The organism is Candidatus Sororendozoicomonas aggregata (genome assembly GCF_031528575.1).
GTDB classification, from domain to species: domain Bacteria; phylum Pseudomonadota; class Gammaproteobacteria; order Pseudomonadales; family Endozoicomonadaceae; genus Endonucleibacter; species Endonucleibacter aggregata.
In genome coordinates this window covers 1-11302 of sequence record NZ_JAVLSP010000106.1, presented here as the reverse complement: position 1 = coordinate 11302, position 11302 = coordinate 1, and the positions used below count along the sequence as shown (strand labels likewise).

Here is an 11302-nt window from a genome sequence, read left to right as displayed (position 1 = left end):
GAAAACAGGCGACAGAGAACGCGGGGGAAGAGGCGGACTATATGACCATCGCCCAACCTTTTATTGATCAACTCAACAGCATCAACCCGGAGGCCAGCGTGTGAGAAAAGCCATAACACGGTATGTCTGGAATCTGCTGATTGCCATTGACCAGCTAGTCAATACGTTACTGGCCGGTCATCCTGACGAAACCATCAGCAGTCGGGCGGCCAAGGCTAACCGCCAGGGCAAACGCTGGGGCTGTGTGCTGTGCAGACTGCTGGATGTGGTAGACCCGGATCACTGTGAAAAGTCTATCGAAGTTGACGAAGGTGATAGGCGCTAAGCAAAGCAGTAAGACAAACCTTGATAAATGAGCAGTACTCCAAAGCCTTCATCCGAAGGCTTTTTTATGTCCGCTTTCCAAACCCGTAATAAGGAGAAAACTATGGCCTCAGATTTTTTACATGGCGTCGAAGTCGTCGAAATCGACGGTGGCACACGCCCAATCCGAACGGTGAAAAGTTCGGTGATTGGCTTGATTGGAACAGCACCTAATGCGGATGCCGTGAAGTTTCCCCTGAATACACCGGTACTGATTGCGGGTAATCGGGCAGAAGCCGCTGCCCTGGGCGATGGTGGCACCTTGCCTGCCAGTATTGATGGTATCTTTGATCAGGCCGGGGCCGTGGTTGTCGTGGTGCGTGTGCGGCAAGATGCTGACGACGATGAAACCTTGTCCAATGTCGTTGGCGGTGTCACCGCTGGCGGTGATTATGAAGGTGTCCATGCCCTGCTGGGAGCCAAGAGTGTTGTCGGTGCGCAACCGCGTATTCTCTGCGCGCCTGGCTTCAGTCACCAGCAACCTGTCGCTGCTGAGCTGGTGGTGATCGCTGAGAAGCTGCGAGCAGTGGCTATTATCGACGGACCTAATACCACCGACGATGCCGCCAAGACGTATGCCGGAAACTTTGGCTCCCACCGTGCTTACCTGGTAGACCCTTGGGTGAAGATCTGGGATACCCAGCTCAATGCTGAAACGGTACAGCCAGCTTCTGCCCGTGTCGCTGGCATGATTGCCCGCTCTGATAATGACCGTGGCTTTTGGTGGTCCCCATCCAATACTGAAATGCTGGGGATTATTGGCACGGCTCGCCCGGTTGATTTTACTCTCGGTGACGTCAATGCCCGGGCTAACCTGCTGAACGAAAGCAATGTCAGCACGATTATCCGTGAGAATGGTTTCCGGCTATGGGGCAACCGCACCCTGGGCGCTGACCCAAAATGGGCGTTCCTTTCTGTACGTCGTACGGCAGATATTATTCAGGACAGCATCCAGCGCGCGCACCTTTGGGCAGTGGATCGGAATATCACCGCCACCTATGTTGAAAGCGTCACCGATGGCGTCAACGCTTACCTGCGTGAGCTTAAAGCACTGGGTGCCATTGCTGGTGGCTCGTGCTGGGCAGATAAAGACCTGAATACAAAAGAAGCGATCCAGGCGGGCAGAGTGTATTTTGATTTCGACTTTGGCCCCTACAGCCCAGCGGAGCGACTCACCTTCCGCAGTCATTTAAACAATGATTACCTGGAGGAAATTGTCTGATGATTAAAGACATTCTGACCAATATGAATATGTACTTTGACGGCAATAATTTTGTCGGTGAAGTACAGGAGCTGACACCGCCAAAGGTGACGCCAAAGTTCAGGGAGTACATGGCCGGTGGTATGGGAGCGGCGGTGGATATTCCCACCGGCGAAGTGGAGAAGCTGGAAAGCAGCTTTACGCTGAACAGTGTCAGTAAGGTGGTATTGAAGCAACTGAAGGTCGTGCCTGGTAGCACAGTGCCCTTTGAGTTCCGTGGGGCAACCGTTAGTCAGGATGGAACCAAGGGCAAGGTCGTTGTCACCCAGCGGGGATTAATCAAAGAAACCGATTATGGTAGCTGGAAGCCCGGCGATGATACCAGCCTGAAAATTGGCATGACGTTAGATTACTACCGCCTGAGCATTGATGATGAAGTTATCCATGAAATCGACCCGGTGAACTTTGTTTGTGTCATCGACGGGGTGGATCAGACTAAAGAGCTGCGCTCAGCACTGGGGATTTAAAAACAGCGGAAAAAACAGCAGAAAAACAAAAACCCGATCGCGCCCAACAATCGGGTTTTTTAATCCATCCCTTATCCCATCAGACACCAAAGGAATGAATATGAAAAATAATAGCAGGGTTGTCTTTGTCTCGCGCTGGCTAAGAGGAATCAAAATGGACGCGTCAAGCAGCCCGTATTTAAGGTTTTCCGTGGGTACAACTCTTCTGATCTATGGTCTATCCCGATTGATTGAGGTGCTGAGCGGTACCGGCGCATTCAGTTAAACCATCATCTTTAGTAAAGGTATATGGAAAAATGACGTCAAAAGGCGCAGACAGAGCCGGACTTATTTTAAGTCTTGGCGTGGCAATGGCAGCCATTAGCGCGGCTAGCTCTTTGCTTGCGTGAGTCAGTACAGAATAAACAAAAGGATGAGCCCATCATGTCCCAGAAAGAAGCGTTTAAACTGAACTACCCCATTGAAGTCGATAGCATTGAAACTGATACGCTGCACTTGCGCAGAATTACCGTGACTGACCTGGAAGCCCAACAGGTAGAAAAAACCGAGTTGGGTAAAAGTATTCTACTCGTGTCGAGGATCTCCGGGGTATCCCCTGCCGCTATCCGAACAATGGACGCCGCGGATTTTAATAAACTGGCTGATAAGGTGGTGGGTTTTTTGGAATAAACCCGAAAGAGTTCCGGCCTGTGATGGCAAACCTGGCTGTAATCTTTCACTGGTCATTGTCGGATATGAAAACAATGCCTCTGGAGGAGTTAGCTGCCTACCACAAGCTGGCGCTGGAACGGGCAAAGGTCAAAAGCGGCTGATAGAAGTGGGACCGCCGGTTTCGGTGTGTCCAATGTCGTTCAGGTTGGCATCGATCAGGAGCGTAAAGCCGGAGCCGAACAGGTAAAGGGCCGGGCCGAGCGCAATAAACAGTACATCTCCCTGTTTCAGGCCATAGAGCATGAGCCAGCCCGCTACAAACTGAAATAAGCCCCACATAATACTAACCGCCATATAACCCCCTTCGCTTAGTCACTTATTATAAGGTAATTATAGCATGGCAGACACTCGCCTTTCGTTGATCATTGAGGCGGTGGACAAGGTGACCGCGCCCCTGCGTAAGGTTGCCAGCACCACCGATAAGTTCTCCAACAGCCTCAAGCAGCAACAAAACCAGTTGAGCAAGCTCAATGGGCATAAAAAGAATATCGATGCGCTAGGTGCCCTGAATAAAAAGCTCGGCAGTACTGCGGCTGAGCTGGATCAGGCGCGGCGGAAAACGTCGCGACTGGGTAAAGCATTAGCAAGTGCGGACAAGCCCACCAAAAAACTACAGAAAGAGTTTGAGCGTTCCCAGCGGGTGACAAAAAGACTGGCTGCTACGCATAACAACCTGCGGCAGGAAGCCCGGAGTATGCGAAGCCAGCTAAGGGACGCAGGCACCGATACCCGTAAGCTAGGACAAGCCAGTAATGAGGCAGCCAGTAAAATCAAGCGGCTTGAGCAAAGCATGGCGGCTGCCAAACAAAAAGCGCAGGCGCTGAACCAGGCGACTCGCATTTACGAAAGGGGTATACAACGGGCGGCTAATATTTCGTTTATCAGTGAGGCCACTGCCAGGGTAGGTCAAAGCTTCACACGGGTACTGCAGGAGCCTTTGCGCCAGGCTATTAGCTTTGAATCCGCCATGGCAGACGTACGCAAGGTAGTAAACTTCGAGTCGCCTGAACAGTTGAAAGCGTTTGGCGACCACCTCAAGGAAATGAGTAAAACCATCCCCATCGCCAAAGAAGGGCTGGCAGAAATAGCCGCGGCCGGTGGTCAGTTAGGCGTAGAGCAGGCATCACTGCCCGCCTTTGTGGAAACCGTTGCCAAGATGTCTACAGCATTCGATATGCTGCCGGAAGAAGCCGGCGATGCCATGGCAAAGCTGGCTAATGTTTACCAGATTCCCATTGATCAAGTTGAAAAGCTGGGCGATGTCATTAATCACCTGTCTGATAATACGGCGGCCAAGGCACGGGATATTGTTCCGGCTCTTCAGCGTATTGGTGGCACAGCCAAAACCTTCGGGCTTTCAGCACGGGAAGCCACGGCGCTGGTGGATGCCTTTATTGCCTTGGGTAAACCGCCAGAAGTGGCAGCCACAGCCATCAATGCCTTATTGATCAAACTGCAAACCGCAGAAAAGCAAGGTTCCAAATTTCAGGATGCCCTGGCAGAGCTGGGCTATTCAGCCAGCGACTTGACCGCGGCCATTGGCGACGATGCCCAAGGTTCGTTAAATGAATTTCTTGAGACACTGGCAAGCCTGGATAACCAGTCACGGGCAGGCGTGCTTGCCAATCTATTTGGTACTGAGTATGCCGATGATATCTCATTACTCACCGGCAGTATTGAACAATACCAGAAGGCAGTTCAACTGTTGGGTGATGAGACCGACTTTGTTGGCAGTATGCAGCGTGAATTTGAAAACCGGTCAAACACCACCGGCAATAGGCTGAAGTTGATGGATCAGCGCTGGCGGGATTTGCAGGATCGAATTGGACAAGCGCTGTTGCCTGTGCTTGAAAAGCTGATTCCTAAAATCGAAAGTTTTATTGATAGCCTGAATAAGTTCGTGGAAACAAGTCCGAGCCTGACGACGGGTATCGTTGGCTTGATTGGTGGGATTGGTGTTATCGCCCTGATTGCCGCTCCAGTAATTACCGCCATTGCCGCATTGACTGGTGCCATTGCCATGATGGGACTAAGTGCCCGTAAAGCCAAAATTAACATGGGTGGCGGGTTCTCTGGTGGCAGCTTCGGCGATGATGAGAACCCGAAAAAGAAAGGCCGCGGGCGGCGGCTTGCACGTGGCTTGGGTATTGTGGGCACAGGCATTGGCGCGCTAAGCATTGGCTCAACCCTGATGGATGACAAAATGACCGCTGGGCAGAAAGCCGCTGACATTAGCGCCACAGTCGGTGGTATTGGCGGCGCTATAGCAGGCGCAAAGTTAGGTGCCATATTGGGATCAGTGGTACCTGGGCTTGGCACAGTGGTTGGTGGCATCGCTGGCAGTATTGCGGGCGGCATAGGGGGGGATTGGCTTGGCTCAACGCTCGGCAGTTTGTTCTCAGACTCTGAAGATAAACCTGAGTCACCAGAAAAGGCTTCATCCGTCAAAGCCGCCGCGGCGGTCACCGCCGCGCTGGTAGCCGCGCCCGCGGTCGCCATGCCCGCGCCCATTACACAACAACAAACCACTATCGAGCGCGTTCAGATTCATCAACAGCCGGGTGAAGACGCTGAAGCGCTGGCTGAAAAGGTCATGGAAAAAATAAACGACCAACAGCGCTACAGACAGCAAGGAGTCCAGCACGATGAGTGATACCCTGATGACCCTTGGACAATACCGCTTCAGTATCAATACCGCTGCCTATCAAACCTTGCGACGCGCCAGTCGTTACCGGTGGCAGGCACAGCAACGGATAGGCAGAAAACCTGCCTGGCAGTTCACGGGACCAGATGCTGATACGATGACCCTTGAGGGACTTATTCTGCCCCATTACCAAGGCGGCTTACTTCAGATTCATTCCCTGCGGGGCGAAGCGGGCAGGGGTGAGCCATTGCTGATGACCGATGGCTTGGGCAACGCCTGGGGGAAATGGTGCGTGACTGAATTACGGGAAACCCAAACAGACTTGATGAGCAACGGTGCCCCCCGGCATATTCGTTTCCAGGTGTCGCTGGTGGAATATGGCGAAGACAAGCCCGACCGGTTCACAACCGTGGGTAGTGTTCAACCGATTCGGGGGAATGTCGTGTAATTCGTCGCAATGATAGCAAAAAATGCTATCATTAATCTATGAATAGTAAACACCGGAAAACCTTCGAGGCACTGTTTTCAGAACCCGTTAATGGCAATCTGGAGTGGCGCAAAATCGAGGCATTGTTTCTGGCGTTAGGGGCGGAGCGTACTGAGCGAGCAGGCTCAGCCGTCAGTTTTGTATTAAATGGTATACGAGCTGACTTCCACCGCCCTCACCCAGACAAAGCCGCGTTGCGTTACCGGGTAAAAGATGCCCGGCGGTTTCTTGAACTGGCAGGAATTACACTATGAACAAAATGAAATACAAAGGGTACTTTGCCCGCATCGAGTTTGATGACGAGGATCGTATTTTTGTCGGCCATCTGGCAGGTATTCAGGATATCGTCGGCTTTCATGGTTCTACGGTTGATGAACTTGAGCAAGCCTTTCATGAAGCTGTGGATAACTACATCGCCATTAGCGAAGAAACTGGACGCCCCGCACAAAAACCATGCTCTGGTAAGCTGTTGTTGCGAGTACCGCCAGAGGTTCATGCGGCGGTGATGGTCGCTGCCGAGGTGAACGGAAAAAGCATTAACCAGTGGGCTACCGATATTTTGAGTCATGCGGCTCAGAGTTGATAGCGAAAATCTTTAACAAATAATTGACAGGCATTTTCGTTCAGAACTATGATGAAACTGCGCTGGCAAAATCCAGTGCCGGGATTGGAACCCCGAAAACATCAGCGGCGCACAAGTCGCCCACGCAATGCGGCTTTTTTTGTGCGTAGCGCCCGCGCTTACCTGTTTTATGGTGGGTCGGGTGGGGCAGCCTTTGGGCTGGCCGGTTCCCGTTGATGCCGGTAGTTCCAACCCCGCCCGATCCGCCTCCCCATGAGCTTGGAACCTCTGTGAGGCGGTTAACATAACCTAATCAACGGAGGCTCGTCATGACTGACGACAATAACAATAAACCCTCCCTGAAGCGGCAGCTCATTAGCTCCGCCGCGATGGAGACATTGAGTGTCAACACGCTCGCCATCCACGGTCTGGCTACCCTGCTCCAGAACAGTCTGGATACGGATAGCGACCACGCCGTTCAACTGCCCCAGCAGTACCTCGCCAGCGAGCCACCGCCATTGTCTGCCTGAACCGGCAGACCGAAAGCGATGTAGAGGAACTGGTGGCAACCGCCCATACCCTGAGCCAGCTAAAGCCAACGCGCGTTTAGACGAGACACGTTAATGGCAGGAGGCCAATACATGAATAACGCGATGCAAATGGTAGAGCTGTTTAATAGTCCTGTCAGAATTGATCAGGACGGCATGGTAAGTCTGACCGATATGTGGAAGGCGAGTGGTTCAGCAAAAAACAATCGGCCTAATTACTTTTTGGAAAATGATAAAACATCGGCATTTATAGATGTTTTGAGTAAAGCCGGAAATCCGGCCTTTAGAAAAACCAGAGGAAAGCATGGTGGCACATGGGGCGATAAGCTCCTTGCCTACAAATACGCTGCCTGGATCGACCCGGAATTTGAGGTGGGGGTTTACCGAGTCCTCGACAAATTCTTCTCCGGCGAGCTGGTGGAAACCATCAACCCGTTTCAGGCACTGCACGACCATGTGCTGCAGGTGAAAGTCTCCGAACAAATCGGCAGCTTTCACGGGCAAGGCCTGGCAAAACGCCGCTGGGATAAAAAGCGGCTGGAGCAACAAACCAACGAGCTGAGAAAACGCTACCAGTTGGAACTGACCTTCAATGCCAGGCTGCTGGTTTAACCAGCGCCACTCACGCATTCATCATAACAGGGGCTAACCACCCCTTTTTTTATGCCCAAAGGAATACCGTATGAAATACCGAACCCGTGACGGTGATATGTTGGATCAGATTTGCCTGGCACATTATGGGCGGGTGGATGTTATCGAAAAGGTGTTGGAAGCGAACCCCAGCCTGGCAGAAGCGGGTCCGGTATTGCGGGCAGGTCTTATTATTAACCTGCCTGAGATTTCATTGCCCGGGCCTACCACTGACATCAACCTCTGGGACTAACCTGTGCAACCTGTCTTCACCTTAACCGCTGATCGCCAAGACATAACCCAAGCCATTCGGGAGCGCTTAATCTCCCTGAAAGTCACCGACGAGAGTGGCATTCAATCCGATACTTTGGAAATCCGCCTCGATGACCGTGACCGCTCCATCCGTTTACCGAGAACCGGTGCCGAACTCAGCTTACATATGGGTTATGATCACCAGCTAACGGACATTGGCCTGTTTGTCGTTGATGAGCTGGTGGCAGAAGGCCCGCCTGATACCCTGATTATCAGGGCACGTGCCGCCGACTTTCGACAAAGCCTCAAGGCGCGAAAATCCCGAAGCTGGGATGCCGTCACCTTGGGTGATATTGTTGCCACCATTGCCAGCGAGCACGAATTAACGCCCAGGATTCCCGATGAGCTAAAGACAAAAGTCATTGCCCATATCGACCAGACCGACGAGTCAGACCTCCATTTCCTCACCCGGCTTTCAAAACAGTACGACGCCATCAGCTCAATCAAGCAGGGACACCTTATCTTTACGGAGCGCGGCAAGGGCAGAAAAGTCAGTGGGCCACCCTTGCCCGCTATTGCCCTGAAGCCTGAAGGGCTGAGCCGTTACCGTTTTGCTATGGCAGACCGGGGTAAATATGTTGCCGCCATTGCCCACTGGTACAATAACGAAACAGCCCAGAAAATACCCGTAAGAGTGGGTCAATCGGAAGGCCAGCCTGTTTACGCCTTGCGCGGCAACCAGCCTGACGAAGAAGCGGCAAAAACTGCCGCCCGGGCCAAACTTGATGCCTTAGCGCGGGGCACCGTCACCGGCCAGCTAACCTTACCGGGCAACCCGACCATAAAAGCCGAAAGCCCATTAAGCCTAACGGGATTTCGTGAAGGCATCGACGGTGACTGGGTCGTCACCCGTGTCGAACACAACCTGGGCAAAAGTGGCTTTAAAACGATCGCTACCATTGAATCACTTAAAAAGTGAATCGCGCGCCACGGCTACCAGTTCAAAAATTTGCCGCTATCCATTCCCAATGACTCACGAATATCAGTGTAACCATAGTTCAACAGAGGGGAGTCCGGGTGAACCTCCTGGCGAATATAGTTGTGGCCAAAAAAAAATAGCCAGGCAATCAGTCTTGACGCTTTAAGCATGCCGAACCGTTCCAGCTCATGCCTTACTTTCTGAATATGCTCAATGGCCGTGCTGGTGCTGAACCCTAAAAGCCATCCGATCTGCTCATAAGTCGCCCCAATCATAAACAGGTAGCCACACTGCTGTTGGCGGGCTGACATCTGCTGAGCCATCAAGCCATTCAGCGGTGGGTCAGGATTCAGGCAGCTCGATAAAACGAAAGGTTCCGGTGCCAACTGCCGCTGAGCGTCTGTCCGAATATCATTGAAGTCGGTGGTCAGACAGGCAGATTTATCCGTCACAAACTGTTTAATCACACGCCGCTGATAAATCTCCCGCCATAGCTCGAAGCTATTGAGCTGCCCCATCCCTTCACGCCTTAAAATAGCCTTACACCGTTTGGCATATTCTTTAACACTCTCAACAGACACCCCATCATCTCGGCCACTTGTTCGGATGTCGCCCCTAGCAAACGGTACAAATACAGGCACTGAAATTGGCGTCCAGAAAACTTGCTGGCAAAAGAGTTATCAAGATCAGGGTTTCCAGAAATGTAACGGCGTAACATTCCACATACTCCGTGTTACTACTGAACAATTATTGACCGATTAAACAAGAATCTGATTAATTTATGGGCGATTTGATCAAAAAAACAACAAAACAACCCTAATAATTTGGGACTACCCAGTCTTTTTTATCGCTGTTAAAGTAACCCCTGAAAAGCAATAAGTAACACCAAGGAAGTACAAAAAGATGTATCGACTCAAAAATAAAGTGGCGCTGATCACGGGCGCTGACAAGGGCATTGGCCGAGCCATCGCTGAGCTGTTTGTTAAAGAGCGGGCCACTGTTATTTTAACGGATATCCACCCGGAAATTGAGCCATGTGAGGGGACTGAATACCTGCCGTTGAATGTCAGTCAGGAGAGTGACTGGCGAGATGTCACGCAGCGCATTCAGGAAAAATACGGCAAGCTGGATATTTTGGTGAATAATGCGGGCATCACTGATCTGCCCTTCTGCAAAGGAAAGTTTCAAGACCCGGAAACCTTCGACATGGAATGCTGGGATGAGGTCCATAACATTAACCTGAAAGGTGTTGCCCTGGGCTGTAAATATGCCATCGGCCTGATGAAGTCATCACCAGCCGCCAGCATCATCAACATCTCATCCATTGCTGGCAAGGTTGGCCTGCCCGGAACCGTGGCCTACTCATCGAGCAAAGCCGCTGTCCGCAACCACACCAAATCCGTTGCCGTCCACTGCGCGGAAAAAGGCTACAACATCCGCTGCAACAGCCTCCACCCCGGAGCCATCATCACCGACATCTGGAAGCCCCTAATGGCAGGTGGCCCGGAGCGACAAAAAAACACAGTAGGCAAATTACTCAGGGGTATTCCTATGAACCGACTGGGCACCGCTGACGAAGTAGCAAAAGCGGCTTTGTTCCTGGCTTCTGATGACGCCTCCTATATCACAGGGTCGGAACTCAACATAGATGGCGGTATGCTGGCAACCAGTCCAACGGGTTCTTTGGTTCAATAACCCAAATTGACACCTGGCTGGAGCCTATCAGTCAGGTTTTGCAAGAGCAGCTATCAAGTATTACTTGATAGCTGGGAATCACACTAAAACTAAATCATTTTTTTTCACCAGGAATTTAATTGGAGGGAATTCTCTTGCCCTTATACAAAAAGGGTAAGAAAAAATGAGATGGTATTCCTCATCTTTCAAAAAAAATATACGGAATAAATAAAAACAGAAAATTTGTATAAATATTTTGGCTGCCTATGCCAGCCATTAGGAGAGCAGTGATGCCAAAAAAAACCAATCAGATTAAGAAAGTCTGCTCCTATGACCAAGGTAAAAAAAATAGCTTTCAAGCGCAGGCTAAACTCAGGCTATCGCAAGTGGATGGCATGTTGAATATATTCGATGCGGCTCACCAGAAAAGGCCTCCAACGGAAGAAGAAAGGCTGGTCATCCAGCTATTAATCAACTTTAAGGCGTGGTTCAAAACGTACAATTCTATAAGCTAGGGGGAAACTATGCTGTCAAAAATGCTGTCATTCAGATGCAAAAAGTGGGTATAAAAATACCCACTTTGAACTTTAGTGCTTCTGTAACTCATTGAATTACAAAGCTATGTTGGTGGAGGCGGCGGGATTTGAACCTGCGTCTACTCTATATATTTCAGGGTGTTAGAGGTAGGTAGTGGCAAAAAGCTGTCATTTCGCCAAACGATTTG

General features: G+C 51.1%; 18 protein-coding genes. 15 read left to right on the top strand and 3 right to left on the bottom strand.

Going from position 1 to position 11302, the window contains the following annotated elements; genetic code table 11:
* The first annotated feature begins 100 nt into the window (after positions 1 to 100).
* From V4C51_RS15505 to V4C51_RS15480, 6 genes are all read left to right on the top strand, one after another.
* On the top strand, positions 101 to 325 hold the full coding sequence (locus tag V4C51_RS15505) for a hypothetical protein (protein WP_330927086.1): 225 nt from the start codon (positions 101 to 103) through the stop codon (positions 323 to 325).
* A 102-nt stretch (positions 326 to 427) separates the two neighbouring features.
* A complete protein-coding gene (locus tag V4C51_RS15500) occupies positions 428 to 1585 on the top strand; it encodes a phage tail sheath protein (protein ID WP_330927085.1) in 1158 nt (385 codons plus the stop codon).
* On the top strand, positions 1585 to 2091 hold the full coding sequence (locus V4C51_RS15495) for a phage major tail tube protein (RefSeq protein ID WP_330927084.1): 507 nt from the start codon (positions 1585 to 1587) through the stop codon (positions 2089 to 2091). Before V4C51_RS15500 ends, V4C51_RS15495 begins: the two co-directional genes overlap by 1 nt.
* 100 nt (positions 2092 to 2191) lie before the next feature.
* On the top strand, positions 2192 to 2356 hold the full coding sequence (locus V4C51_RS15490) for a hypothetical protein (RefSeq protein ID WP_330927083.1): 165 nt from the start codon (positions 2192 to 2194) through the stop codon (positions 2354 to 2356).
* A gap of 158 nt (positions 2357 to 2514) precedes the next feature.
* Entirely contained in the window at positions 2515 to 2760 is a 246-nt protein-coding gene (locus V4C51_RS15485) for a phage tail assembly protein (protein ID WP_330927082.1), read from the top strand.
* 23 nt (positions 2761 to 2783) lie between these two features.
* The gene (locus tag V4C51_RS15480) at positions 2784 to 2903 is read left to right on the top strand and encodes a GpE family phage tail protein (RefSeq protein WP_330927087.1); all 120 of its coding nucleotides are present in this window, start codon (positions 2784 to 2786) and stop codon (positions 2901 to 2903) included.
* Here V4C51_RS15480 and V4C51_RS15475 read toward each other — a convergent pair.
* Complete coding sequence (locus V4C51_RS15475; protein WP_330927081.1) at positions 2890 to 3096, bottom strand: hypothetical protein; 207 nt, start codon at positions 3094 to 3096, stop codon at positions 2890 to 2892. The two genes, V4C51_RS15480 and V4C51_RS15475, sit on opposite strands and share 14 nt — an antisense overlap.
* Before the next feature lie 43 nt (positions 3097 to 3139).
* Between V4C51_RS15475 and V4C51_RS15470 the strand changes: the two genes are divergently transcribed.
* From V4C51_RS15470 to V4C51_RS15455, 4 genes are read left to right on the top strand one after another with little or no spacing between them, the layout of a single operon-like run.
* Entirely contained in the window at positions 3140 to 5455 is a 2316-nt protein-coding gene (locus V4C51_RS15470) for a phage tail tape measure protein (protein WP_330927080.1), read from the top strand.
* Positions 5448 to 5894, top strand: coding sequence for a phage tail protein (locus tag V4C51_RS15465; RefSeq protein WP_330927079.1), 447 nt, complete (start codon positions 5448 to 5450; stop codon positions 5892 to 5894). Before V4C51_RS15470 ends, V4C51_RS15465 begins: the two co-directional genes overlap by 8 nt.
* Positions 5895 to 5932: 38 nt before the next feature.
* Positions 5933 to 6187 (top strand): type II toxin-antitoxin system HicA family toxin, encoded by a 255-nt coding sequence (locus V4C51_RS15460; RefSeq protein WP_330927078.1) that lies wholly within the window; start codon positions 5933 to 5935, stop codon positions 6185 to 6187.
* On the top strand, positions 6184 to 6516 hold the full coding sequence (locus V4C51_RS15455) for a type II toxin-antitoxin system HicB family antitoxin (protein ID WP_330927077.1): 333 nt from the start codon (positions 6184 to 6186) through the stop codon (positions 6514 to 6516). Before V4C51_RS15460 ends, V4C51_RS15455 begins: the two co-directional genes overlap by 4 nt.
* A gap of 278 nt (positions 6517 to 6794) precedes the next feature.
* On the opposite strand, the gene V4C51_RS15450 is transcribed toward V4C51_RS15455, so the two are convergent.
* On the bottom strand, positions 6795 to 7064 hold the full coding sequence (locus V4C51_RS15450) for a hypothetical protein (RefSeq protein WP_330927076.1): 270 nt from the start codon (positions 7062 to 7064) through the stop codon (positions 6795 to 6797).
* Between the two features lie 72 nt (positions 7065 to 7136).
* Here V4C51_RS15450 and V4C51_RS15445 point away from each other — a divergent pair, with 72 nt between their 5' ends.
* The 3 genes from V4C51_RS15445 (at position 7137) to V4C51_RS15435 (ending at position 8904) form a co-directional block, all read left to right on the top strand.
* Positions 7137 to 7655, top strand: coding sequence for a KilA-N domain-containing protein (locus V4C51_RS15445; RefSeq protein WP_330927075.1), 519 nt, complete (start codon positions 7137 to 7139; stop codon positions 7653 to 7655).
* A gap of 70 nt (positions 7656 to 7725) precedes the next feature.
* Positions 7726 to 7926, top strand: coding sequence for a tail protein X (locus V4C51_RS15440; protein ID WP_330927074.1), 201 nt, complete (start codon positions 7726 to 7728; stop codon positions 7924 to 7926).
* Between the two features lie 3 nt (positions 7927 to 7929).
* On the top strand, positions 7930 to 8904 hold the full coding sequence (locus V4C51_RS15435; RefSeq protein ID WP_330927073.1) for a contractile injection system protein, VgrG/Pvc8 family: 975 nt from the start codon (positions 7930 to 7932) through the stop codon (positions 8902 to 8904).
* A 14-nt stretch (positions 8905 to 8918) separates the two neighbouring features.
* Here V4C51_RS15435 and V4C51_RS15430 read toward each other — a convergent pair whose 3' ends face one another.
* The gene (locus V4C51_RS15430; protein ID WP_330927072.1) at positions 8919 to 9545 is read right to left on the bottom strand and encodes a hypothetical protein; all 627 of its coding nucleotides are present in this window, start codon (positions 9543 to 9545) and stop codon (positions 8919 to 8921) included.
* A gap of 262 nt (positions 9546 to 9807) precedes the next feature.
* Between V4C51_RS15430 and V4C51_RS15425 the strand changes: the two genes are divergently transcribed.
* Both V4C51_RS15425 and V4C51_RS15420 read left to right on the top strand, forming a co-directional pair.
* Positions 9808 to 10599 (top strand): SDR family NAD(P)-dependent oxidoreductase, encoded by a 792-nt coding sequence (locus V4C51_RS15425; protein WP_330927071.1) that lies wholly within the window; start codon positions 9808 to 9810, stop codon positions 10597 to 10599.
* A 269-nt stretch (positions 10600 to 10868) separates the two neighbouring features.
* Positions 10869 to 11093, top strand: a complete 225-nt coding sequence (locus V4C51_RS15420) for a hypothetical protein (RefSeq protein ID WP_330927070.1) — start codon at positions 10869 to 10871, stop codon at positions 11091 to 11093.
* Positions 11094 to 11302 lie beyond the last annotated feature (209 nt).